Origin of the sequence: Tessaracoccus sp. MC1865 (assembly GCF_017815535.1) — a bacterium.
GTDB lineage: Bacteria > Actinomycetota > Actinomycetes > Propionibacteriales > Propionibacteriaceae > Arachnia.
The window spans coordinates 2783210-2807940 of sequence record NZ_CP072596.1; the positions used below are offsets into that span (position 1 = coordinate 2783210).

General features: G+C 69.2%; 22 protein-coding genes. 13 read left to right on the plus strand and 9 right to left on the minus strand.

Annotated elements, in window-relative coordinates; genetic code table 11:
* Positions 1–115: 115 nt before the first annotated feature.
* The 3 genes from J7D54_RS12935 to J7D54_RS12945 all read left to right on the plus strand — a co-directional run bounded on the left by J7D54_RS12935 (position 116) and on the right by J7D54_RS12945 (position 4001).
* On the plus strand, positions 116–1579 hold the full coding sequence (locus tag J7D54_RS12935; protein WP_182763286.1) for an HNH endonuclease signature motif containing protein: 1464 nt from the start codon (positions 116–118) through the stop codon (positions 1577–1579).
* Positions 1580–1918: 339 nt separating this feature from the next.
* Positions 1919–2761, plus strand: coding sequence for a VOC family protein (locus J7D54_RS12940; protein WP_209455142.1), 843 nt, complete (start codon positions 1919–1921; stop codon positions 2759–2761).
* 139 nt (positions 2762–2900) lie between these two features.
* On the plus strand, positions 2901–4001 hold the full coding sequence (locus J7D54_RS12945) for a PPK2 family polyphosphate kinase (protein ID WP_182763285.1): 1101 nt from the start codon (positions 2901–2903) through the stop codon (positions 3999–4001).
* An 11-nt stretch (positions 4002–4012) separates the two neighbouring features.
* Here J7D54_RS12945 and J7D54_RS12950 read toward each other — a convergent pair whose 3' ends face one another.
* Positions 4013–4369, minus strand: a complete 357-nt coding sequence (locus J7D54_RS12950) for a BlaI/MecI/CopY family transcriptional regulator (protein WP_182763284.1) — start codon at positions 4367–4369, stop codon at positions 4013–4015.
* Positions 4370–4447: 78 nt separating this feature from the next.
* On the opposite strand from J7D54_RS12950, the gene J7D54_RS12955 reads away from it, so the two are divergent.
* The 5 genes from J7D54_RS12955 to cydC all read left to right on the plus strand — a co-directional run bounded on the left by J7D54_RS12955 (position 4448) and on the right by cydC (position 10732).
* Complete coding sequence (locus J7D54_RS12955; protein WP_182763283.1) at positions 4448–5929, plus strand: cytochrome ubiquinol oxidase subunit I; 1482 nt, start codon at positions 4448–4450, stop codon at positions 5927–5929.
* Positions 5930–5940: 11 nt separating this feature from the next.
* Entirely contained in the window at positions 5941–7041 is a 1101-nt protein-coding gene (cydB, locus tag J7D54_RS12960) for a cytochrome d ubiquinol oxidase subunit II (protein ID WP_182763282.1), read from the plus strand.
* An 87-nt stretch (positions 7042–7128) separates the two neighbouring features.
* Complete coding sequence (locus tag J7D54_RS12965) at positions 7129–7455, plus strand: rhodanese-like domain-containing protein (RefSeq protein ID WP_182763281.1); 327 nt, start codon at positions 7129–7131, stop codon at positions 7453–7455.
* A gap of 107 nt (positions 7456–7562) precedes the next feature.
* Positions 7563–9113 carry a thiol reductant ABC exporter subunit CydD gene (gene cydD, locus J7D54_RS12970; RefSeq protein ID WP_245244252.1) on the plus strand — a complete coding sequence of 517 codons (1551 nt, stop codon included), beginning with the start codon at positions 7563–7565 and terminating at the stop codon, positions 9111–9113.
* The gene (gene cydC / locus J7D54_RS12975; RefSeq protein ID WP_182763279.1) at positions 9110–10732 is read left to right on the plus strand and encodes a thiol reductant ABC exporter subunit CydC; all 1623 of its coding nucleotides are present in this window, start codon (positions 9110–9112) and stop codon (positions 10730–10732) included. The genes cydD and cydC overlap by 4 nt, the downstream gene beginning before the upstream one ends.
* On the opposite strand, the gene J7D54_RS12980 is transcribed toward cydC, so the two are convergent.
* Positions 10716–11807: a glycerate kinase gene (locus J7D54_RS12980; protein ID WP_182763278.1), complete on the minus strand. Its 1092-nt coding sequence runs from the start codon at positions 11805–11807 to the stop codon at positions 10716–10718. The genes cydC and J7D54_RS12980 overlap by 17 nt on opposite strands.
* A gap of 170 nt (positions 11808–11977) precedes the next feature.
* On the opposite strand from J7D54_RS12980, the gene J7D54_RS12985 reads away from it, so the two are divergent.
* A complete protein-coding gene (locus J7D54_RS12985; protein WP_182763277.1) occupies positions 11978–13252 on the plus strand; it encodes a glycosyltransferase in 1275 nt (424 codons plus the stop codon).
* Between the two features lie 19 nt (positions 13253–13271).
* On the opposite strand, the gene fumC is transcribed toward J7D54_RS12985, so the two are convergent.
* From fumC to J7D54_RS13005, 4 genes are all read right to left on the minus strand, one after another.
* Positions 13272–14657 (minus strand): class II fumarate hydratase, encoded by a 1386-nt coding sequence (gene fumC / locus J7D54_RS12990; protein ID WP_182763276.1) that lies wholly within the window; start codon positions 14655–14657, stop codon positions 13272–13274.
* Between the two features lie 283 nt (positions 14658–14940).
* Positions 14941–17142 (minus strand): cation-translocating P-type ATPase, encoded by a 2202-nt coding sequence (locus tag J7D54_RS12995; RefSeq protein WP_182763275.1) that lies wholly within the window; start codon positions 17140–17142, stop codon positions 14941–14943.
* 123 nt (positions 17143–17265) lie between these two features.
* Complete coding sequence (locus tag J7D54_RS13000) at positions 17266–17475, minus strand: heavy-metal-associated domain-containing protein (protein WP_182763274.1); 210 nt, start codon at positions 17473–17475, stop codon at positions 17266–17268.
* Positions 17476–17502: 27 nt separating this feature from the next.
* Entirely contained in the window at positions 17503–17808 is a 306-nt protein-coding gene (locus J7D54_RS13005) for a metal-sensitive transcriptional regulator (protein ID WP_076062841.1), read from the minus strand.
* 581 nt (positions 17809–18389) lie between these two features.
* Between J7D54_RS13005 and dnaB the strand changes: the two genes are divergently transcribed.
* Positions 18390–19751 carry a replicative DNA helicase gene (gene dnaB / locus J7D54_RS13010; protein WP_076062844.1) on the plus strand — a complete coding sequence of 454 codons (1362 nt, stop codon included), beginning with the start codon at positions 18390–18392 and terminating at the stop codon, positions 19749–19751.
* Between the two features lie 22 nt (positions 19752–19773).
* Here dnaB and J7D54_RS13015 read toward each other — a convergent pair whose 3' ends face one another.
* The gene (locus J7D54_RS13015) at positions 19774–20292 is read right to left on the minus strand and encodes a hypothetical protein (RefSeq protein WP_182763273.1); all 519 of its coding nucleotides are present in this window, start codon (positions 20290–20292) and stop codon (positions 19774–19776) included.
* 68 nt (positions 20293–20360) lie between these two features.
* Here J7D54_RS13015 and J7D54_RS13020 point away from each other — a divergent pair, with 68 nt between their 5' ends.
* Genes J7D54_RS13020 through J7D54_RS13030 form a run of 3 tightly spaced genes read left to right on the plus strand, consistent with a single transcriptional unit; the run spans position 20361 to position 22416 of the window.
* Complete coding sequence (locus J7D54_RS13020) at positions 20361–20903, plus strand: DUF6553 family protein (RefSeq protein ID WP_182763272.1); 543 nt, start codon at positions 20361–20363, stop codon at positions 20901–20903.
* A complete protein-coding gene (locus J7D54_RS13025) occupies positions 20900–21772 on the plus strand; it encodes an A/G-specific adenine glycosylase (RefSeq protein ID WP_245244020.1) in 873 nt (290 codons plus the stop codon). The genes J7D54_RS13020 and J7D54_RS13025 overlap by 4 nt, the downstream gene beginning before the upstream one ends.
* A gap of 38 nt (positions 21773–21810) precedes the next feature.
* Positions 21811–22416, plus strand: coding sequence for an HAD family phosphatase (locus J7D54_RS13030; protein ID WP_182763271.1), 606 nt, complete (start codon positions 21811–21813; stop codon positions 22414–22416).
* Here J7D54_RS13030 and J7D54_RS13035 read toward each other — a convergent pair.
* Complete coding sequence (locus J7D54_RS13035; RefSeq protein WP_209455143.1) at positions 22368–23606, minus strand: OFA family MFS transporter; 1239 nt, start codon at positions 23604–23606, stop codon at positions 22368–22370. The two genes, J7D54_RS13030 and J7D54_RS13035, sit on opposite strands and share 49 nt — an antisense overlap.
* Before the next feature lie 67 nt (positions 23607–23673).
* The gene (locus J7D54_RS14380) at positions 23674–24516 is read right to left on the minus strand and encodes a transglycosylase family protein (RefSeq protein WP_209455144.1); all 843 of its coding nucleotides are present in this window, start codon (positions 24514–24516) and stop codon (positions 23674–23676) included.
* Between the last annotated feature and the right edge of the window lie 215 nt (positions 24517–24731).

Below are 24731 nucleotides of genomic sequence, written 5' to 3' on the forward strand. Positions count from 1 at the left end.
CCCCACGGGTCCGGGGGTTCCTTCGTTCTAAACTGCGCCCACCCTTTGGGGTGGTTTTCGAAGAGGGGCGCCGACTCGAGCGATTTTGTCAGTGCGTTCTTATTTAATGGTACGTATGAACGAGACGCGCGAGGTGTTGCTGCAGGGCATGGCTGCCCTGTGGCAGGACATCGGCTCGCTGGGAATGGACCCGGAAGCCGACGTCCAGCGTCGCGCCCAGCTCGCGGCACTGTTGGACGAGGTCCAGGCGCAGGCCGCGGGCGCCCGGCTGCGACTGCTGCACGACGCACGCCTCGCAGCCGACGAAGCTCTGGTCGAGGGGGTGCGGCAGTCCGTGCGCACCACCACCGCCCAGGCCACCGCCTCCCTGAAGCTGGCGCTGGATCTCGGGGAGCGGTTCCCGCTGATCGCTGCGGCGTTGAACGACGGGGACATCTCGCTGGCGCAGGCCGAGGCGATCGTCTCCGGGCTCCGAAAGCTCCCCAACGCCGTGACCCGTGCAGACGTGGAACTGTGCCAGCGCTCCGTCCTGGCGGAGGTTCACAACCTCGGCCCGGACGAATTGCGGGAACTGGCCAGCCACGTGTTCCGGGTGATCGACCCCGACGGCGCCGAAGCCGAAGACAAAAAGAGACTCGACGCCCAAGACCGCGCCGCCCACCGCAACCGGTACCTCACCATCACCCCGGACCACCACGGCGCCTCCCGCTTCACCGGCCTGCTGCCCACCGCCCAGGCAGAACTACTCGCCGCCCAACTCGACGCGGTGACGCCCCCGGCGTCGTCCTACCGCGACTCCGATGAGCCATCGGACCCGGCCGTCCGCCGCGCGGACGCGTTGATGATCCTGGTCCACACCGCAGCCGCCACCGGGGCACTCCCCGCCCACGGCGGGGACCGGCCCCAGGTCCACATCACCGTCAACTACAACACCCTGCTCACCGGCCTGGGACGCGTCGACGTCCTCGGCGGCCACGGCCCCGGCGGCCTATCCGGCGCCGACGCCAGACATTTGGCCTGCGACGCGGACCTGATCCCCGTCGTACTCGGCACCCACTCCCAACCCCTGGACGTGGGCCGCAAACACCGCCTGTTCCCCGCCGGGATCCGCACAGCCCTCGCACTGCGTGACGGGGGCTGCGCATTCCCCGGCTGCACCGCCAAACCACGCGCCTGCGAAGCCCACCACATCATCCCCTGGTGGGCAGGCGGAACCAGCTGTCTAGGCAATGCGGTCCTTTTGTGTCCACACCACCACCGGCTGGTCGAACCAGACCCACACCAATCAACCGAATCACAGTGGCAGGTCCACCTCGATCCGGCCACCGGAAAGCCGTGGTTCACCCCACCCCGACACGTGGACCCGGCCCGGAGACCCAGGCAACACCGAAGGCACCTCCTGCGCGAACACCTCGTCTCCTCGGCCAAGGCACCACCCTGCCCAGACGAACCCGACACCGCCGAACCGGTAGGCCCCGAGGCCGTAGTCACCGAGCATCAACCCGATGGCGGGCCTGCAGACGTCAGCAAGCTCGAGGACCTCATCGCCCGAACAGCCGCAATCTGGCAACCGGCTTGAGGCGGCGCTCTCCCACGCAGTGGGGACGTGCCCCGGGAGCCATGCCCTCTCCTCGACCTGCCGCTGCGGGCTGGCTCAGGGAGCGAGAACGTACGCGATGACGAGCGCGCTGGCGGCCACGCTGGCGGCCGCCCAGGCCTGGGGGCGGCAGCTCGCGGGGTACGGCATCGGGCTTAGGACCTCGTCACGTCCCGTGCCTCGCAGGACGTCTCGGGCGACTGCTGGGTTTGACGCCGTCCTTCGCCTCAAAGTCAGCGCTGGGCGCAGCAGTGACGGCCGGCTGGGTTTGAAGCCCTACCGCGACTTGATTAGTTTAACTTTCAACCGTATGCTGGAGGCATGACTCTCGCACCCGAAACGCACATGGGCCGCCTCGAGCTGCGCGTCCGCGACATGAACCAGCAACTCGCCTTCTACACCGACGGCGTGGGCCTCGCCCCGCTGGCGGACGAGCCCGGCGCCGTGACGCTCGGCCTGGGTCAGACCCCCATCGTCCGCCTCACCGAGTCCCGCGAACTGCGCTCCGCGCCGCGTAGCGCCGCCGGCCTGTTCCACACAGCCGTGCTGTACAACGAGTTGCCGGACCTGGCCCGCACCCTGGTGTCGATGTACACCAAGTACCCCGAGACCTATGCCGGCACGGGCGACCACCTGGTGTCGCAGGCGTTCTACTTCACAGACCCGGAGGGCAACGGCGTCGAGCTCTACCACGACCGCCCCCGCGACGAGTGGACCTGGATCGGCGACCAGGTGCAGATGAGCACCCTCTACATCGATCCCGAGAAGTTCGTGCGCACCCACCTCACGGACCAGCCCACCAGCCAGGCGGGCGAGCTGGGCCACGTGCACCTTCAGGTGGGCGACGTGGCGTCGGCCCAGAAGTTCTACGTCGATGCACTGGGGTTCAACCAGACGTTCCTGCTGGGCGGCCAGGCGCTGTTCGTGTCCGCCGGCGGCTACCACCACCACATGGCGATGAACGTGTGGAACTCCGCCGGCGCCGGCCCTCGCGCCAACACGCTGGGCATGGGCGTCGTGGACATCCTCGTGCCCACCGTCGACGAGGTCGCCAAGGCCGACGAGCGGCTGCGGGCCGCGGGCTTCACCGGGTCGCACGACGGGCGCACCCTCACGGTGCTCGACCCGTGGCGCAACGAGATCCGCCTGACGGCCGACGTCTGACGAACCCAGGGAGACGCCCAAATCCAGATTCGGTGTCACTCATGACCCCAGATCTGGATTTGGCATCCGGGGCCCGCGATCGCCCACACAACGGCCCCTATGCGCGCAAGAATGGGTGATCCTCCCGAAAGGACTCCCCATGACCGATCTCTGGAGCCAGGACCCCCGGTACGCGCTGCGGGTCACACCCGATTTCGACCTGGCCACGTTCGACCGCAACTCCACCCCGGGCTGGGAAGGCAGCAAGGACGACGCCAAGGAGTACATCGCCGGCAACGAGCAGCTGCTCAACGAGCTCCAGGAACGGTTCTTCGCCCACGGTCGCTCCGGGGGCACGAAGAAGATCCTCGTCGTGGTGCAGGGCCTCGACACCGCGGGCAAGGGCGGCATCGCCCGCCACGTCTTCGGGCTGTTCGACCCCCAGGGCATCCGGCTCACCAGCTTCGGGGTACCCACCGAGGAGGAACGCTCGCACCACTACCTCTGGCGCGTCGAGAAGGCTCTCCCCCCGCCCGGCCTCATCGGGTTGTTCGACCGCTCCCACTACGAGGACGTGCTCGTCGTGCGGGTGGAGGGCATCGTGGAGGAGGACGTCTGGTCCAAGCGCTACGACGAGATCAACGAGTGGGAGCAGCAGCTCGTCGACGACGACACCGTGGTGTTGAAGTTCGCCATGATGGTCTCGAAGGACGAGCAGGCCAAGCGCCTCATGGAGCGCATCGACCGCCCCGACAAGCGGTGGAAGTACAACCCCGGCGACCTCGACACCCGGGCCAAGTGGGACGAGTTCCAGGAGGCCTACGCGGACGTCTTCCGCCTCACCAGCACTGGGTACGCACCGTGGATGGTGTTGCCGGCGGACCGGAAGTGGTACTCGCGGCTGGCGGTCACCGAGATCCTGCTGCGCACCCTCATCGACATGGACCTGCGCTGGCCCGAACCCGAGGAGGGGTGGACGCCGGAGCGGGAACGCGCCCGCCTGGCGGAGACCATGAGTACCGAGGCGCTGGCCGAGGACTTCGCCGACACCGAGGAGACCGTCCTCGATGCGATCGACAACAGCCTCGAGGCGTCGGAGGACGCCGCCCGGATCCGCACCCAGGCGGAGCCGCAGGACGTGCAGCAGACCGCCGTCGCGGAGGTGGAGGGCAAGCGGGCCGCGCTCCTGGCGGATCTCGACGCGACGCTGGCGCACAAGCGGGAACTGCTCGACCAGCGGGGCAGGCCCGTCGGCAAGTAGGGCGGGAAGCGCTAGACGAGTTCCGCGGGGCGTTCCAGCGCGGTGCGCTCGTCATCAGGCAGGTACCGCACCAGCAGCTTCAGCGCTTCCACCCGAACCGAGCTGTCCACGCCGTCGATCTGGCGCAGCATGTCCGCAGCGATGACCTCGGCCTGCGTGCTGCGCGGCGTGTACTGCCACGCGCGGGCGACCAGTTCGCGGTCCACCAGATCCTTCTTCGTCAGGCGATCGAGCACGGTCATCACAGTCGTGTATGCGAGTTCCCGCTCTTCGGAGAGCTTGGCGTGCACGTCGGCGACGCTCATGGGCGCTTCCGCGGCCCAGAGCACCTCCATCACACGCTGCTCGAGTTCACCCCTGGATGACATGGGGCAAGCATAGGCGCTACTCGTCCCTGTTTTAGCGACAGGTTGTCGAAGTACGACGCAAAGTAGTACCGTGCGGCCATGGATCCTGTGATTCTTGCACGGTGGCAATTCGGGATCACCACCGTCTACCACTACCTTTTCGTCCCCATCACGATCGCCATGTCAATGCTCGTGGCGGTCCTCCAGACGTTCTGGGTGCGCACCGGCAAGGATGCCTACCTGCGCCTCACCAAATTCTTCGGCAAGCTTTTCCTGATCAACTTCGCGTTGGGTGTCGTGACCGGCATCGTCCAGGAGTTCCAGTTCGGCATGAACTGGTCCGAGTACTCACGATTCGTCGGCGACGTGTTCGGCGCACCGCTCGCGCTCGAGGCGCTGCTGGCCTTCTTCCTCGAGTCCACGTTCCTGGGCCTGTGGATCTTCGGCTGGGACAAGCTGCCCAAGTGGCTGCACCTCATGGCCATCTACATGGCCGCGTTCGGCACCATGCTGTCGGCCGTGTTCATCCTCGCGGCGAACTCGTGGATGCAGCACCCCGTCGGAACCATCTTCACGAACGGCCGCGCTGAGCTCGACGGTGTCGACGGCTTCCTGGAGGTGCTGAGCAACCCGGTGTTCCTCGTCACCTTCCCGCACGTCATCTTCGGCGCCTACATGGTGGCCGGCGGTCTGCTCGCGGCCATCGGCGGCTGGCACCTGGCCAAGCTCAACCGCGACGGTGAAGCCAAGCCCGGCGACACGCAGGCCTACCGCTTCGCCACCAAGTTCGGCGCCTGGGTGCTGCTCGTGGCCTCCGTCGGTGTCATCTTCACCGGCGACCTCCAGTCCAAGATCATGACCGAGGTGCAGCCCATGAAGATGGCCGCCGCCGAGGGACTGTTCTACACGGAGGAGAACGCCTCGTTCTCCATCGTGACGATCGGCAACCTGGAGGGCACGGAGGAGGTCTTCGCCATCAAGATCCCCGGCCTGCTGTCCACCCTCTCGGGCCACGAAACGGTCAAGGGCATCAACAACCTGCGCGACGAGTACGCCGCCAACGGCTTCCAGCGCTTCGATGAGACCAAGACCACGCTCCAGACCCAGTACGCGGCCGAACTCCAGGCCAACTACGAGGTGGACCCCATGCCCAACGTGGCCGTGTCCTACTGGACCTTCCGGCTCATGATCGGCCTGGGCTTCATCGGCATCGCGATCGCTGCCTTCACGCTCTGGAGCGTTCGCAAGGACCGCCTGCCGAAGTACAGCCGGTTCTGGACGGTGTTCATGTTCGCCATGCCGCTGCTGCCCCTCTTCGCCAACTCGTTCGGCTGGATCTTCACCGAGATGGGCCGCCAGCCGTGGCTGGTCGCGGGCGTGCTGCCCACCCAGGCAGGCGTCTCCGCCTCCGTTTCGGCGGGCGAGGTGCTGTTCTCCATGATCGTCTTCACCCTCCTCTACGGCGGCCTGGCCGTCCTCGAGGTGTGGCTGTTCCTCAAGTACGCGAAGGCCGGTCTCCCAGAGGTCGCCCCCGTCGAGGTACAGACGGATGCCGACGCCCCGATGAGCTTCGCTTACTGACAGGTTGAGACATGTTGAATCTGCTTGAAACCACCGTTCAGACCCCGATCCTCGTGGCCGTCTGGTTCCTCCTGGTCGCCGTCCTGTGGATCGGCTTCTTCTTCCTCGAAGGCTTCGACTTCGGCGTGGCCATGCTCATCCCCGTGTTCGGCAAGAACGAGAAGGAGAAACGCGTCATCGTCAACACCATCGGCCCCCTGTGGGACGGCAACGAGGTGTGGCTGCTGACCGCGGGCGGCGCGATGTTCGCCGCCTTCCCCGGCTGGTACGCGACGACGTTCTCGGCGTTGTACCTGCCGCTCCTGCTCGTGCTCGTCGGGCTGATCCTGCGTGGCGTCGCGTTCGAGTACCGCTCGAAGCACCACGACTCGAAGTACCGCTCCATGCTCGACTGGTTCGCCACCATCGGCTCCTTCATCCCGTCGCTGGTGCTGGGCGTCGGCTTCGCCAACTTCGTCGTTGGCCTGCCGCAGGCCACCGTCGACACCCCCGTGGGACCGGCGCCACTGTTCGACGGCACCTTCTGGGGCCTCTTCGGCCCGTTCGCCCTGCTCGGCGGCGTGCTGCTCGTCGTGCTGTTCCTGGTGCACGGCTCGATGTTCCTGGCGCTGAAGACCAGCGGCATCATCCATGACCGCGCCAAGGCGTTCGCGTCGAAGGTCGGCTGGCTGGCCGCGGCGCTCGTCGCGCTCTTCGTGATCGGTCAGAACATCTTCTGGCCGGCCACCTCCGAGTTCGGCGACTTCTCGATCTACGCCTGGGTGGCCGGGGCGGTTGCGATCATCGCGATCGTGGCGGGCACGCTGCTGATCACCAAGGGCCGCGACGGCTGGGGCTTCATCTCCACCGGCATCACCGTGGTGGCGCTGTTCACCGGCATCTTCCTGAAGATGTACGGCAACCTGGGCTTCGCCCAGAACGAGACCATCGCCATCGGCGAGCGCCTCACCATGCTGTCGGCCGCGTCGTCGCCCACCACTCTGACGATCATGACGTGGGCGGCAGTGATCTTCGTGCCCATCGTGATCGCGTACCAGAGCTGGAGCTACTACGTGTTCAGCAAGCGGATCTCGACGAAGAACATCCCCGACGAGGTGCAGGTCGCTGCCTGACCTCCGGATCCCGACGACGAGGGGCTCGCTTCGGTGGAAGTGGGCCCCTCGCCCGCTCATATATACCGGTGGGGGTATGATGTTGCCGTGCGCACGTTCCTCCTCGCCCTGGTCCTGTCCCTCACCGCCGTCCTCGCCGCCTGCGGCACCGGGGAGACGGCCGAGCTCCCCACCGACGCGGTGTACCTCGATGTCCGCACCGCGGAGGAGTACGACGCCGGTCACGTCGAGGGAGCACGCAACATCGACTTCTACGCCGCAGACTTCGCAGACCAGCTCGCGGAACTGCCGAAGGACGACCAGTACGTGGTCTACTGCCAGAGCGGCAACCGCTCCGGGCAGGCCAAGGCCCTCATGGACGAGATGGGCTTCACCGACGTCATCGACGGCGGCGCCTACGCCGACCTGCGGTGACTCGCACGCCCGGCTGAGCGCCGGACGCCCTGTGGAAGGATGATGGAGTGGCCGGACCCATCCATCCCAGACTCCTGAAGCGCGCCGAGGCGACCCGCAGGTTCCTGGTGGCCACGGTGGTCGTCGGCGTGGTCACGGCGGGGCTGCTGATCGCCCAGGCCAGGCTCATCGCCGACTGGGTCACCCTGGCGTTCGACAGCGGCGGTTTCCCACCCGGCTGGGGCACCGCCCTGGTGCTGCTGCTCCTCGTGTTCCTGGGCCGCGGCCTCCTGGCCTGGCTCAACTCGTGGCTGGCGCACCGCAGCGCGGCCTCCGTGAAGTCGACGCTGCGTCGCGACGTGCTGGCGGCCAGGCTGGCCACCCCGGTGGGGGCCACGTCGTCGGCGTCCCTGCTGCGCACCGTCACGCAAGGACTGGACGCGCTCGACGGCTATTTCAGCAAGTACCTCCCACAACTCGGCCTGGCCGTCACCGTGCCGCTGCTCGTGGGCGGCACCATCCTGCTGGCAGATTGGCAGTCCGCGCTGATCATCGCGTTCACTCTGCCGCTCATCCCGGTGTTCATGGCGCTGATCGGATGGACGACGGAGAAGGCCACGCGGCACTCGTACTCCGTGGCAGACCGGCTGGCCAACCACTTCGGCGACCTCATCAGCGGCCTCCCCACGCTGCAGGCGTTCGCGCGCGCCCGGGCCCAGAAGCGCGGCGTGGACCTCACCGAGGAGCAGTACCGCGGCGCCACCATGAAGGTGCTCTACATCTCCTTCCTGTCGGCGTTCGCGCTGGAGCTGCTGGCGTCGCTGTCGGTGGCGATCGTCGCGGTCACGGTGGGCTTCCGGCTGGTTTACGGCGACGTCGACTTCACCACCGCCCTCTTCGTCCTCATCCTGGCGCCGGAGGCCTTCCTGCCCGTGCGGCAGGTGGGCGTGCACTTCCACGACTCAGCCGACGGCATCGCGGCCGCCGATGCCGCGTTCGAGGTGATCGACGCGGCCCAGGCCCACGCGGGAACGCTGCCCGCGCCGGAAGGCGCCCTCGTCCTGGACGCGGTGTCGTTCACCTATCCCGGAGCGGCCGGCCCCGCCGTCGACCAGCTGAACCTGCGGGTGGAGCCCGGCGAGGTGGTGGCGCTGAGCGGGTCCTCGGGCGGCGGCAAGTCCACGACACTGGCCATGACCATGGGCTTCCTCACGCCGGATTCCGGCACGGTGTCCGTGGGCGGCGTCTCCCTGACCGACATCGACCTGGCCTCGTGGCGGGCCCAGGTGGCGTGGGTGGCGCAGGAACCGGGGCTGGTCAACGGCACCGTCGGCGACAACGTGGCCCTCGGCCATCCCCCCGCCCGGGAGGCGGACCTCGCCCAGGCGCTGGCCGACGCCGGGGCCGATTTCGGCCTCGACAAGCACGTGGGCGACGACGGGGAGGGCCTGTCCGCCGGCGAGCGGCGCCGCGTCGCGCTGGCCCGCGCGTTGGTGCGGATCAGGCTCGGCGGCGCGCGGCTGCTCGTGCTCGACGAGCCGACGGCCGGCCTGGACGCTGCCACGGAGGCGCACGTCATCGGGGCCGTCCGCGCCACAGGCGCAGGCGCCCTCATCGTCAGCCATCGGCCCGCCGTGCTGGCCGCCGCCGACCGCGTGGTGGAGGTGGTGCTGGCATGAGGAAGACAGTCCTCCTGGCCCGGGAGTTGATGGACGCGACACCCAAGGGTCGCCGTCGGTTCCTGCTGGCGGTGCTGCTGGCGATGCTCGCCTCCAGTTCCTCCGTCGCGCTGCTGGGCGTCTCCGCCTGGCTGCTGTCGTTCGCCGCGATGGCGCCGCCGGTGCTGTACCTGCAGGCCGCCGCCGTGGGCGTGCGCGCGTTCGCCATCTCGCGGGGCGTCTTCCGCTACCTGGAGCGCATCGTCGGCCACGACCTGGCCCTGCGCATGCAGACGGCGCTGCGGGTGCGCGTCTACGAGAAGCTGGCCGCCACCACCCTGATCGGCAGGCGTCGCGGCGACCTGCTCACGCGCGTCGTGGCAGACGTCACCGCCATCCAGGACCTCGTGGTGCGCGTGGTGATCCCGTTCGTCTCGGCCGCGCTGGTCGTCGTGGCCACCGCGGTGATGTTCAGCGTGTTCAACTGGCCCACCGCCCTCGCGCTGCTGGCGACCGCGCTGCTGGCCGGGGTGGTGCTGCCGTGGTGGACCCAGCGGGCCAGCCTCGCCGTCGACCTGGCGGCGGTGCCCACCCGGGGTCGCCTGGCGGACGGCGTGCGCGAACTGGCGCGGACCGCCACGGATCTGGTGGCCTACGGCGCCGACTCCGCCGCGCTCGACAGGCTGCTGGGGATCGACGATGAACTGCGCCGGCAGGAGGCCCGCGGCGCCTGGATCCGCGGCATCGCCACAGGCGGCCAGTTGGTGGCCTCGGGGCTAGCCGTCGGGGCTGCGCTGTGGTTCGGCACCGGCGCCCTGACGGCGGGAAACCTGGACCCGCGTCTGCTGGCCGTGCTCGTCCTCACCCCGCTGGCGCTGCACGAGGTGCTCGGCACCTTCGCGCAGGCGGCGCAGACCTACACCCGGGCGCGCTCCGCGCTCGGCCGCCTCTCCGAGGTGCTGGAGGTCGAGCCTGTCGGCACCGGCGACGTGGTGCCCGGCGACGGCGCACCGGGCCTCCTCCTGGAGGACGCGACCATCGGCTGGCCGCTGCCCGACGGCGACTCCGTGGCGGTCCAGGAGCACGTCTCCCTGTCGGTGGCCCCGGGCGAGCGGGTGGCGCTGGTGGGACAGTCGGGCGTCGGCAAGACGACCCTGGCCGCCACCGCCATGGGGCTCATCCCCGCACTGGCCGGCCGCGTGTCGCGGGGCGGGCGCGTCGGCTACCTGGAGCAGGACGCCCACATCTTCGCCACCACGGTTGCGGAGAACGTGCGCATCGGCGACAAGGACGCAACCGATCAGGCCGTCGTCGACGCGCTGGCGAAGGCCGGGCTGCCGATGGACCCGCAGCGACGGCTGGGCGAATCAGGCACGACGATCAGCGGCGGCGAGCGTCGTCGCCTCGCGCTGGCGCGGCTCCTGGTGGGCACGCGCGACCTCATCATCCTCGACGAGCCCACCGAGCACCTGGACCGAGAGACCGCCGACGCGCTGATGCGCGACGTGTGGGCCGCCTTCGCGGACGAGCCCGTCCTGGTCATCACGCACGACCCGGACGTGGTGGCTCAGTGCACCAGGGTGGTGCGGATGAGCCCCGCCGGCCAGTCCGCCTCCCCCGTGGTCAGCGGAAGCTCATAGCCACCTGGCGTCCCGCTTCCCTCGCCACTGCGATGGGGTCCGCCAGGGCGCGCTCACCGGCAAGGTCCCAGAGCGCGACGGCGAGGCCGTGGAAGTCCACGTCCTGGCGGCCGGCCACCAGCGCGACCGGCAGTTCCCTCCCCCGCGCCTCCCCGACCTCGGAAGCGATCTGCCGCACCACGTCGACGGCCTTGCCGCTGAAGCTCTGGGCGTCGAACGAGCCCTCCCCCGTCACGACGAGGTCGGCGTCCTGCATGGCCTCGCGGAGCTCGATCGCGTCGGCCACCACCCGGGCGCCGGAGGTGGTGGTGGCGCCCCAGAGCTGCAGCGCGAAGCCTGCGCCGCCCGCCGCGCCGGCGCCGGGTGCGTGGGGGTCGCCTCCCACCACCGCGGCCCAGTGCGCGAGGTTGGCGTCCATCTCCTCGATGAGGGAGGCGCCGCCCTTCTGCGGCCCGAACACCGCCGCCGCGCCGTCGGGGCCGAGCAGCGGGTTGGTCACGTCGGACAGCACCAGGGCACCGCGTTCGGGCGGCGGCACGACGCCGGCCCACTCCACGGCCGTGATTGCGGGCAGTGCGGCGTTGCCCAGCTGCTCGGTGAGCGCGGGCGGCTGGGGCGCGCGCCCCACGCTGAGGCCGAGCGCCACGAGCAGGCCCAGTCCGCCGTCGGTGGAGGCGCTGCCACCGAGGGCCAGGAGGAGCCGGGTGGCGCCGGCGTCCAGCGCGGCGCGGATGGCCAGGCCGAAGCCGCGGGTGTGCGCCTCACGTGGGGCCAGATGCCCGATGGTGGTGAGCCCGCAGCAGTGTGCCAGCTCCACCACGCCCGTGCCGTCCGGGAGCCGCACCCACGACGCGTGCCGGGGGTTGCCGAGCGCGTCGACCGTGTCGAGCGGCAGCCGCTCGGCCCCCGCGAGGGTGGCGAAGGCGTCGAGGGTGCCCTCCCCGCCGTCGGCCATGGGGCGGATGGTCAGGCGGTCCGCCGGGCGCACGTCGACCCACCCGTCCGCGATCGCATGTGCGGCCTGGACGGCGGTCATGGTCGACTTGAAGGAGTCGGGTGCGATCACCACGCGCATGGACGACGGTAACCCGGAGGGGGTCTACAACGCGAGCACTTCGCGGCAGTCGCCCTCCGACACGCCGGTGGAACGGCGTGGAAACCCTGGGATGGCGCCCGGTTGCCCACGGTTCGACCGGCTGCCACGCCCGCCGACAGGCGCCCGCGATCAGCCGCTAGAGTGGCCGGGTGACCGCCCCCGTTTCCACCGATGGACGCCGCCTCAGGGTGGCCCAGTTCATCGATAACTACGGCCCGGGTGCCAACGGCCTGATGTTCGCCGTGCAGCAGTTGGAGGGCAACCTGCTCGACGCCGGGCACGAGGTGATCGTCGTCGCCCCCGCCGCGAAAGGGCCCAACCCGCACCACGGCCGCCCCGGCCGCAGCGAGATCCGGCTCCCCTCGGTGCGCGTACCGAAGATGCCCACGCGCGTGGCCAACGGGCGGCACTTCGAGCGCACCATCGACGAGATCGCGAAGCTGAAGCCCGACGTCCTGCACGTGCACGGCTTCGGCACCATCGGCGTGCTGGGCACCTGGGCAGCGCAGCGGCTCGGCATCCCCATGCTGCTGACGTGGCACACCGATTTCGACGCGTACGCAGACCACTATTCAACCGTGTTGCCCCTGCTCACCGGAGTGCTGCGGGCCTGGGCGACGATCACCCGGGGCGACTTCGTCAGCCAGCGCGACATCCGCGCCGCAGAGGTGCGTTACGAGGACCGCGGCCGCTCGACGGCGTCGCTGCTCGCCCTGTGTCAGAAGATGCTGGAGACGGCCACCCTGGTGACCACCCCGTCGCCGAAGACCGCGCTGCGCTGCCGGCACCTCACGGAGAACATCAACGTGCGGGTGGTGCCCAACGGTGTGGACCCGCTCCCGCCCGGCCCCCCGCCGATCACTCATCCCGACGGGCCGATGGTGTTGTACGCCGGCCGCATCGCACCGGAGAAGGGCATCCCGCTGCTGGCCGAGGCCTTCACGTTGGTGCACGCCCAGTACCCCGACGCACGGCTGTGCATCGTCGGAGACTGGCAACGGTATTCGGGCATCAAGCGGATCCTCACCGAAGGCCGCGACGCGGGCCGCATCATCCTTCCCGGTGAGCAGAAGCGCGACGACCTCGGTGCGTTCTACGGCATGGCGGACGTGTTCGCATTCCCCAGCCTCACCGACACCCAGGCCCTCGTCCTGCACGAGGCCGCACTGGCGGGCCTGCCCATCGTCTCAGTGGACCACGAACTGCAACTCGTGATCGAACCCGGCGTCAACGGCGAGATCACCCGCCCGACGCCCGCGTCCCTGGCCGCCGGCATCATCCGGGTGCTGGAGAAGCTGCCGGATGACACCTGGCGGGCCAGGGCGCGCGAGCGCTCCGTCGAACTCGGTTCGCAGTGGAGCATCGCCTCGCAGGCCGCGGAGATGCTGTCGATCTACGCCGAGGTCGCCGCCTCCGGGCGCTGAGACCAGCGCCCGGCGCGGCCTACTTACCGGTCATGTCGGCCGGGATCACCCAGGCGTCGAAGTCCTCGCCGGCGACACCGTTGGCGATCGCAGACTCACGCAGCGACGTGCCCTCCTTGTGCGCCTGCTTGGCGATCTTGGCGGCCATGTCGTAGCCGATGTGCCGGTTCAGCGCGGTGACCAGCATCAGGTTGGACGACAGGTTCGCGTTGATCCGCTCCAGGTTCGGCTCGATGCCGACGGCGCAGTGGTCCGTGAACGAGCGCATGCCGTCCGCCAGCAAGCGGATCGACTCCAGCACGGCGTGGGCCATCACGGGCTTGAACACGTTGAGCTGGAAGTTGCCCTGGCTTCCCGAGAAGCCGACGGTGGCGTCGTTGCCGAACACCCGCGCGACCACCATGGTGAGGGCCTCCGACTGCGTCGGGTTCACCTTGCCGGGCATGATCGACGAGCCGGGCTCGTTCTCGGGGATCAGCAGCTCGCCGATGCCGTTGCGCGGGCCCGAGGCGTACCAGCGCACGTCGTTGGCCAGCTTCATCAGCGCGCCGGCCAGCACGCGCAGCGAGCCGCTGACCTCGACCAGGGAGTCGTGCGCCGACAGCGCGGCGAACAGGTTCTCCGCCTGGCGGAACTCCAGGCCCGTCTCCTCGGAGATCTTCTGCGCGGTCAGCGCGCCGAACTCCGGGTGGGCGTTGAGGCCCGTGCCGACGGCGGTGCCGCCGATCGCCAGGTCACGCGCCCGCGAATCCGCGAACCTGATGCCCTCGGCGGCGAAGTCGAGCTGGGCGACCCAGCCGCCGAACACCTGTCCCAGCCGCACCGGCGTGGCGTCCTGCAGGTGGGTTCGTCCCACCATCACCACGTCGTCGTACTGCCTGGCCTTGGTGTCCAGCACCTCACGCAGCTTCTCTAAGGCCGGGTACAGCAGCGAGTTGAGCTCGCTGACCACCGCGATGTGCATGGCCGTGGGGAAGGTGTCGTTGGACGACTGGCCGCGGTTGACGTGGTCGTTGGGGTGGACGGGCTGCTTGGAGCCCATCTCGCCGCCGGCCATCTCGATGGCGCGGTTGGAGATGACCTCGTTGGAGTTCATGTTGGACTGGGTGCCGGAGCCGGTCTGGAACACCACCAGCGGGAAGTGGTCGTCGAGGTTGCCGGCGATCACCTCGTCAGCGGCCCGGGCGATGAGCTCGGCCACATCGGAAGGCAGTTCGCCCAGTTCGCCGTTGGCCTGCGCGGCGGCCTTCTTCAGGACCCCGAGGGCCCGCACCATGGGGCGGCCCCAGACGAAGGCGTTGCGGCCGATGTCGAAGTTGTGGAGGCTGCGTTCGGTCTGCGCGCCCCAGTAGCGGTCTGCGGCAACGTCGATGTTGCCCATGGAGTCGGATTCAATGCGTGCCATGCCCCCGACGCTACCCCGCCGCGACGACTGATCGGGACGATTCGGCAGAGGTGAGATCCGGCAGACGCCGAGCGGCACGGGCATGAAAAGGCCCGGACCGCTGCCCTTGGGGGGCGGCAGCGGTCCGGGCGGCTTTCGGGCTTCTGTTTGATCCAGAAGATGGGATTACTGTAGCGGGATTTCTCGCCACTGCAAAGCCGGACGGGGCAAATTGTCTGATGTTTCCCTGAATTTTTCCTGAAAGCGCTTCTCAGGAGCAGTTTGCCCTAGCCAGCGGCCGGTATCAGCCCTTCCGGAGGGAGCGGAACCCCCGCAACCTGAGACTGTTCAAGACCACGAAGACACTGGAGAACGCCATGGCCGCACCCGCGATCATGGGCGTCAGCATCCCGAAGGCCGCCAGCGGGATGGCGGCGGTGTTGTAGCCGAAGGCCCACAGCAGGTTGCCCTTGATCGTGCGCAATGTGGCTCGGGACAGGCGCACCGCGTCGACGGCGGCGCTGAGGTCGTGGCGCATCAGCGTGATGTCGCCGGCGGCGATGGCCGCGTCGGTGCCGGTGCCCATGGCGATGCCCAGGTCCGCCTGCGCGATGGCAGCCGCGTCGTTGACGCCGTCGCCCACCATGGCCACCTGCTGGCCCTTGGCCTGCAGTTCCTTGATGGCGGCCACCTTGCCCTCGGGGGTGACGCCTGCACGGACGTCGTGGATGCCGAGTGACTCCGCAACGGCGCGGGCCGTGGCTTCGTTGTCGCCACTCAGCAGCACGGGGGTGAGGCCCAGCTTCTTCAACTGCTCGACGGCGACGCCGGCCGACTCCTTGATGGTGTCGGCCACCACCACGCGGCCGAGGATCCGGTTTTCATCGGCGACCTCGACGACGGAACCGATCACGTCGCGGCTCCACTCCGCGCGGCCATGGCCCAGATCGGCCATGAACGCGGGCGAACCGGCGTAGACGGTGCGGCCGTCCACGATGCCGCGGACACCGCGGCCGGGCACGTTCTGGAAGTCCTCGACGGGCAGGGGCCGGTCCACCGCCGCGACGAGAGCGGCGGCGATGGGGTGCTCAGAGGCGGCCTCGACGGCGGCCGCCAGCCCGAGCAGCTCCTCGCGGTCCACGCCATCGACGGGCTCCACGTCCACGACGGACATGTGGCCCGTGGTCAGCGTGCCGGTCTTGTCGAACACGATGGTCTGCACGCGGCGGGCACGCTCCAACACCTGCGGGCCCCGGATCACGGTGCCCAACTGGGCGCCCCTGCCGGTCCCCACCATGAGGGCCGACGGGGTGGCCAGACCGAGCGCACACGGGCAGGCGATGATCAGCACGGAGATGGCGGCGGAGAGCGCAACCGTCCAGCCGTGCGCGGCGACCAGGTGGCCCACCAGCGTCACGGCGGCGATACCCAGGACGACGGGCACGAAGATGCTGGACACCTTGTCCGCCAGGCGCTGGACGTCGGCTTTGCCCTCCTGGGCCTCCTCGACCATCTTCGCGATGCGCGCCAGCTGCGAGTTGGCGCCCACCGCAGTGGTGCGCACCACCAGGCGGCCGGTGGTGTTCACGGAACCGCCCACCACCGTCGTGCCCGGCTCCACCTCCACCGGCAGCGACTCACCGGTGATGATCGACGCGTCGACGGCGGAGCGGCCCTCCACGACCTCACCGTCGGCGGCGACCTTCTCGCCGGGGCGGACGACGACGAGGTCGCCCACCGCGAGCGACTTCACGTCGACGCGCTTCTCCTGCCCGTCGCGCAGGACGGTGGCCTGCTTGGCGCCCACCTCGAGCAGCGCACGCATGGCCGCGCCCGATTCGGTCTTCGCGCGGGCCTCGATGTAGCGGCCGAGCAGCAGGAAGGAGATGATGACGACGGCGGCCTCGAAGTAGATGAAGCCCATCGCGTCCTGTTGCGCGAGGTTGAACTCGAAGTGGTGCTTCATGCCGATCTCACCGGCGTGGCCGAACAGCATGGCGTACAGGGACCAGGCGAACGCGGTGCCGGTGCCCATGGTCACGAGCGTGTCCATCGTGGTGGCGCCGTGGCGCAGGTTGGTGAAGGTCGCCTTGTGGAAAGACCGGCCCAACCAGAGCACGACGACGGCGGACAGGACCAGAGCCGCCCACTGCCAACCCGGGAACTGCAACGCGGGGATCATCGAGACGAGCACGACGGGGGTGCTGAGGATGAACGACCAGAGCACGCGCGGCTTGAGGGCTGCGGCCTCGTCGTTCTTCTCCCCGACAGGGACGGGCAACGTGGCCCCGTAGCCGGTCTTCTCGACGACGGCGATGAGGTCCTCAGCGGTGAAGTTGGGCGGTGCTTCTACCGTCGCCTTCTCGGTGGAGTAGTTCACCGAGGCGGTCACCCCGTCCACCTTGTTGAGCTTCTTCTCGATCCGCGCGGCACAGGAGGCACAGGTCATGCCCTGGATGTCGAGCTGGATCTTGTTGGTGATGGGTTGGGTCCTGGTGGTGGACATGCTTCCTCTTGCCTGGTGCGCGGTGGGTACTGCGATGCCCGCGGCTGGCGCAGGGCAGGCCGAACAGGCCCCGGGCGGCTACGCCCGGGAAAGTTGCCCGGATGGGGTCAGAGGGTCAGGCGCTCAGGCCTCGACGACGGTGTAGCCGCCGGCCTCGCGGACCGCCTCGATGATGGCGTCGAACGGGATGCGCTCGTCGGATTCGACCGACATGGCGCCACCCTCGAGCGTGACGGAGACGTTGTTGACGCCTTCGACGTCAGAGACCTCTTCGGTGACGTGGTGGACGCAGTTACCGCAGGTCATGCCCGAAACGGTGTAGTTGGTGATCACAGAGAAAGTCCTTCCTTGGGTGACGGGCTATCGGGTCAGGCGCTTGATCGCCTGCATCGCCTCGTCAATCTTCTCTTTGCCCTCCGGGCCGCCCTTGCGGGCAGCGTCGGCGACACAGTGCGAGAGGTGGTCTTCGAGGAGCCCGAGCGACACCGCCTTCAGCGCCGAGGTCACGGCCGTGACCTGGGTCAGGACGTCGATGCAGTACTGATCCTCTTCAACCATGCGAGCGAGACCGCGGACCTGACCTTCGATCAGGCGCAGGCGCCGCAAATAGGCTGCCTTCTCCGGCGTGTAGCCGTGAGTGTGGCAGGTTTCGGTTTCCGTCGTCATGGCACCTCCCTCTTGACTGAGCATACCCCGGGGGGGTAAGGAATTCAATCTCATCCCATCATCCCATCGAGGTTTCCCGACGGGCCCCCGGGGTGGCCTACCGCCCGGGTCGAGGCGCGATTCCCCACATATCCACAATGAACCCACAGGCGCTGTGGATAACTGGCGTCGTGAAGATGAACGGTGGGTGAACTCGGCCCCGTATACCACGCTGGCCCCTCCGGATGGAAAATGGGGTTGAATCGTACAAAGTGCATTGTCAGCGCTGGTTTAAGACCCCGCCCCCGCCGCACCCCCGGAGCACCCGGGCCGAGATGACGAGCGGATGCCGGGCGGGCCGCGTCTCTTTGTGGACAAATCCCCAGGGGCCAGGCAGCCACCCTGGATATAACGATTTGATAACGGTGAATCCACGCTCAGCCCACAGGTTCGTCCACACCCCTGGGACTCAGCGCCGCGCACTTATCCACAGCCCTCCACAGGCTGTCCACAGAGCTCTCCACACGCTGGGGGCACACGTGGGCAGGAACCGTCAGAGGGGTGCCTTAGCCTAAGCAACGGAACTGGAAGGGGGTGAGCTGATGACGGCGCACGCAACAACCGCGGTCTTCGATGACCGCGAGCTCGACCGCACGCCTCCCCAGGATCTCGCTGCGGAGCAGAGCGTGCTGGGCGCGATGATGATGTCGAAGGATGCCATCTCGGATGTCGTCGAGGTGTTGCGCGGCACAGACTTTTACCGCCCCAACCACGAGTCCATCTACGACGCCATCATCAGCCTCTACGGCCGTGGTGAGCCGGCGGATCCCATCACCGTGGCAGGCGAACTCGGCAAGACGGGGCTCCTGGCCAAGGTGGGCGGCGCCGTCTACCTGCACGACCTGCTCTCCAGCGTCTCCATCGCCGCGAACGCGCCGTACTACGCGGAGATCGTCCGCGACAAGGCCGTGTTGCGTCGGTTGGTCAACGCCTCCATCCGCATCGCGCAGTTGGGCTACGGCGGCCAGGGCGAAGTGGACAAGATCGTCGACGAGGCCCAGCAGACGCTCTTCGAGGTGACGGACCGCAACTCCTCGGAAGACTACAAGTCGCTCCGGGAACTGCTGGAGCCCACGTTCGATGAGATGGAGGCCATCGCCAACAGCGGCGACGCACTCTCCGGCGTCCCCACCGGTTTCACCGAACTAGACCGCATCACCAACGGCCTGCACGGCGGCCAGATGATCATCGTCGCCGCGCGCCCGGGCGTCGGAAAGTCGACGTTCGCGCTCGACGTGTGCCGCTCGGCCGCCATCCACCACAACCTCCCCGCCGCGTTCTTCTCTCTCGAAATGAGCCGCACGGAGATCGTGATGAAGGTGCTCTCCGCGGAGGCTTCGGTACCCCTGGGGCGTATCCGCGGCGGCAAGATGGACGAGAACGACTGGCAGCGGGTCACGGACAAGTCGGCCATCCTCGCGGAGAAGAACTTCTTCATCGACGACTCCCCCAACCTCACCATGATGGAGATCCGCGCGAAGGCCCGCCGCCTGAAGCAGCGCCACGACCTTCAGCTGCTCGCCATCGACTACATCCAGCTGATGAGCTCCGGCAAGAAGGTGGAGTCGCGTCAGCTGGAGGTCTCGGAGTTCTCCCGCCAGATCAAGCTGCTGGCCAAGGAACTCGAGATCCCGGTCATCGCCCTGTCGCAGCTCTCGCGTAACACCGAACAGCGCAAGGACGGCATCCCCCAACTGTCAGACCTGCGTGAATCAGGCTCGCTGGAGCAGGACGCGGACATCGTGTTGATGCTGCACCGCCCGGAGATGTACTCCCAGAACCCCTCCGACGAGGAGCGCGGGCTGGCGGCCTTCCACATCCCGAAGCACCGAAACGGCGAGACCGGCAAGATCGACGCGCTCTTCCAGGGCCACTACAGCCGGTTCACGAACGCGCCCATGTGATCCCCAGCCGGCGCCGACCGGCTCAGCAGGCGGTGACGGCGTCTGCGACGGTGCGCAGCGGCACCCGCTCGCCCAGGCCCACATTGAGCAGGGCGGCGATTTCCGCGCCCACCCGGGTGAGGTCGCCCTGGCGGAACAGGAAGCTCACGTCGAGGATCTCGTAGCGCGGGGAGCCAGCCGCGAGTTCCTTCTGGAACCGGGAGCCTCCGTCGGTGAAGCCACAGTCGACGGCGGCGAAGGTGCGCTGGGCGTCGGCCTCGAGGTCCCAGGTGCGCACGGACATCACGGTGTCGGCCGCCCGCTGCCCGTGCGCGGTGGCGTTGCGGCGCACCACGTCTGCGACGGTGCCCGGGAGACCTGCCAGCGCCTCGATCCCCGTCCAGTCGGAGCCGACGGCGCGCTCGACCAGCTCCGCCCAGCTCCCGGTGGCCGGCACGGTGACCTGCACCCCTCCACAGACCGCGAGGTCGTTGACGTCGCAGGCGGAGTCGTCGACCACGATCGAGCGGATCGGGGTGCGCAGCAGCGGGAAGTTGTCCATGCCCCCATTGGACGCCTTGCCGCGACGGTAATCAACCCTCGCCCCGGGCCGGGGGGTACCGTTGCCCCATGGCCGCGCTGCTCACCGAGTACCACCTCACAGACCCCGATGACATGCATCCCGCCGTCGCACTGGCCCGCTACGGGAAGCGCCGCACGGGCGACCTGTTCGTCGGCCTCTGGTTGGGCATGATCGTCGAGGCCCAGCAGATGCGGCCCAGCCTGAGCAACGTGAAGCGCCAGGTGGAGAAGTTCGAATCCGGCCAGGACCTCCGGAGGGCGGTTGAGGAGGCCGGCGGCCCCGCCGTCGATGACGAGTTGTCCGATGCGGCACGGGTCTACTTCGCTTCCGCGCTGGAGGACGCGTCCTACACCTCCACCCTGCTGAAGATGCGCAGGCTCACCGGCACCCAGGTCCGCGACAAGGCCGCCCACGAAGTGCTCCGCACGGCAGACCTCATCCTCGAGGCCCGGCTCGGTGAACGCTACGTCCCCCTGTTGGTCCGGGGTTTCCTCGCCGGCCTCGCGCCGCACGGTCCACGCGAGCTGAGGGAGGCCCTCGCCGACCATCCGGAACTGGTGGACACCATCGCCCCCCTCCTCGAGGCGTGAGGACCCGGCGTTCGGAGCTCCGGCACACGCTGAGCGCCTGGTACGCGGCCAACGCCCGGCCGCTGTCGTGGCGTGAGCCCGGAGTGTCTCCGTGGGGCATCCTCGTCAGCGAGATCATGCTGCAGCAGACCCCCGCGGCCAGGGTGGAGGGGACGTGGCTGGCGTGGATGGAGCGCTGGCCGACTCCTGCCGCGCTCGCGGCGGCGCCCACGGCGGACGTCCTGCGTTCCTGGGGTCGGCTCGGCTACCCCCGCCGCGCGCTGCGCCTGCAGGAGGCGGCCCGAGCTGTGGTGGAGCGGCACGACGGCGAGCTCCCCGAGAGCGAGGACGCCCTGCTCGCGCTCCCAGGGGTGGGCAGCTACACGGCCGCCGCGGTCATGGCCTTCGCTTTCGGCCGCCGGTCCCTGGTGCTGGACGTGAATGTGCGGCGGGTCCTCGCCCGCCTCGACGGCGGGGTGGAGCATCCGGCCCGCACGGAGACCGCGGCGGAACGCCGCCGCGCCTGGGTCTTCGTCCCCGAGGGCGACGCGGAGGCGGCCACCTGGTCCGCCGCGGCCATGGAACTGGGCGCCACCGTCTGCACCGCCCGCAACCCGCAGTGCGGCCGCTGCCCCGTGGCCGGGCACTGCTCCTGGCTCGCCCTCGGGCGGCCCGGCTGGGAAGGCAAGCGGCGGGTGGGCCAGGCGTGGGAGGGCACGGACCGCCAGTGCCGCGGTCGCATCATGGCCGCCCTCCGCTCGGCCCACGTGCCCGTCCCCGTGGCCGACCTCACCTGGCCGGACCCGGATCAACTCCGCCGCTGCATCACGTCGCTGGTCGACGACGGCCTGGCCGTCGCCCACGAAGATGCCCTCGCCCTGCCCCACTAGCGCGGGACGACAGGTCACGGACGGCCTAGGCTGGAGCCATGATCAAGGCCGTCGTCTTCGACCTGGGGGAGGTCCTCTCCTCGCCGCCGTCGCTCCTGCCAGTGCTGGCGGGGCGGGTCGGCACCACCCCCGAACTCCTCAAGGAGCACTACTGGACGGGCCGGGCCGAGTATGACGCCGGCGCCCCGGACGGCGACTACTGGGGCCCGCTGCTCACGGCCGTCGGGCACGAGGTCCACGACGCCGACCTCATCGCCGAGATCGCGCACCTCGACGCCGACATCTGGGCCAACCTCCGCCCGGCGGCGTGGCAACTCCTCCGCGACTGCAGGCAGGCCGGGGTGACCGTGGCCGTGCTGTCCAACTCGCCGCACGCCATGCAACGGGCCGCCGACGGGGCCGCCTGGCGCGCCGACGTGGACCACCTCTACGTCTCGGCCAGCCTAGGGGCGGTCAAGCCGCAGCCCGCCATCTACGAACGCGTGACCAGCGACCTCGGGCTGGCACCCGGCGAGATCGCCTTCATCGACGACAAGCAGGCCAACGTCGACGGCGCCCTATCGGTGGGCTGGCAGGCCCACCGCTGGGTGGACGATCACGACACGCGCGCCTGGCTCACCACGCTGGGGGTGCTCCCGGCCTGATCCGCAGGGGCGCGGCGCACAGGGCGCGTGACCAGCGGCAACGCCACGGCCACCACTGCGAGGGCGCCCATCACGGAGAACGCCAGGGTGTAGGAGCCTGCATCGCCGACCAGGCCTGCCGCCAGCAGGGGCCCGAGCACTCCGCCGCCCGACCAGCCCACCAGCATCAGCCCGTAGATGGCGCCGGCGTGGCTCAACCCGAAGAACTGTCCGGCCGTGGACGGCAGCACGCCGAACGCCCCGCCGTAGCAGAGGTACACCACCGCGGCGAGCGCCAGGAACCAGAAGCCCTGCGCGTGCGGCAGCAGGATCAGCGCCACGCCCTCGAGGGCCAGGATCGTGGCCAGCATCGGCAGGCGACCCAGCCTCTCCGCGACGGCGGCCCAGGCCACCCGGCCGCCACCGTTGAACAGCGCCAGCACGCCGACGATGCCCGCGGCCGCCGCGGGGGTGAAGCCACCCACGTCGACAGCGGCGCTGGCCATCATCGAAATCAGGGAGATGCCCGCCATCACGGCGAGCATCAGGGTGCCGGTCAGCAGGTACCACTGGCCGGTGCGCAGGGCCTGGGGCGCGGTGAGGTCGCCCTCGACGACCTTCTTGGCACCGGCCGCGACAACGGGCGACACCAGGAGCGCGGCTCCGATCAGCCCCAGCACCAAGTAGGCGACGCCCAGCCAGCGGAACGCCAACGCGGGCGTGTCGGGCGTCATCGCGACGAGCCACTGCGCGAAGGGCGAGGTCACGGTCGCGCCGAAGCCGAAGCCGCCGACGGCGAGGCCGGTGACCAGCGCGGTGTGGTCCGGGAACCACTTCTGCAGGAGTGCGACCGGCACGATGTAGGCCATGCCCAGGCCGAACCCGCCGATGACGCCGTACCCCAGCACCAGCAGCCAGAAGTGGCTCGGGGCCGTGGCCAGGGAGGCCAGCAGGACGCCCAGCCCGTAGATGACCATGCCGATGATGGCGACGGTGCGGGGGCTGCTGCGGTCCTGCAGGCGCCCGCCGATGGAGGCGCCGACGAAGATCATGCCGATGGCCGTCTCGAACGGGACGGAGGCCTGCACGTGGCTCAGGGCCATCGCCTCCGGCGCCTGCAGGGCGCGCCCGAACAGGCTCCAGGCGTACACGCCGCCGATGACCAACTGAACCAACACACCGCCGACTAGGGCTGCCCACTTCGTACGCACGATGGGTCAGTCTAAGCAACGAACCCCCGGGCATTGCGCCCGGGGGTTCGTCAGCTACTTCAGGGAATCAGGCACAGCTCCACGGCTGGAAGCCGCGCTGCGCGTAGAGGCGGTTGGCCACGGTGATCTGCTCCTCGCGGGTGGCCTGGTGCGGGTAGGCAGCGAAGTCGCCGCCGTTGACCGAGCGCCAGGTCTGCAGGTTGAACTGCAGGCCGCCGTAGTAGCCGTTGCCGGTGTTGATGTTCCAGCGGCCGCCGGACTCGCACCGGGCGATCCGGTCCCACGTCGCGGCGCGGCTCAGGTCGATGCGCTGGTTCGCCGGCAGCTGCGGGGCGGTCTCGACGGGGACCCCGGCCAGCGGCGGGGCCGCGGCCGGGATCGTCGTCACTGCGGGGGTGCCGGTGGTGGCGAACTGGATGATGTTGTTGAACTGCCACTGGTTCTCCGTGACGAACGCGCCGTCCTCGTGGGCGACCACGGAGGTCAGGGCGTAGGTGCGGCAGCCGTTGCGGCCGGTGGCGGCGGTGTCGCACTCGGTGCGCCACTGGCGGCCGTCAGTGGCCGTCCAGGTGCGGGTGCCGCCGGGCTGGCCGCCCGCGGCGAGGGGGTTGCCCGCCCACTGGTCACGACCGGAGGGGAGGTAGGTGAGGTTGTTGAACACCCACCCGTTGTGCAGGACGTGCTGGCCCTGGACCGTGGCCACCTTGGTGGTCCAGATCTCGGTGCGGCACCGCACGACGGAGTCTGAGTACTTGTCGCAGGCGGTCTTCCAGTACCGGCCGTTGACAAGGTGATTGCCCGGCGTCGTGTACATGTTCGTCTCGACGGCCTGCGCGGTCTGCGGGGCCACAAGGGCCAGCCCGAGACCGACGACGGCCGCGGAGGCTGCGGCTAGGAGGCGCTTCAGCATGGAGGGGGTCCTTTCGAAGTAGCGGGATGACGTTAACACCCCGAGGCCCCCTTTTCCAAAGAATTTCTCAGGATTGGCTTCAGGTTCACCGCAATTCGCGACCTCCACAAGCGCCTTTACCCGCAGGGTCCCCGTGGGCGACTGAGAACTCTCAGCGCTCGTTCACCGACGTGAAACTCCGGCCCCCCGCGGCATCTGCCCTTCATCGGTCACGC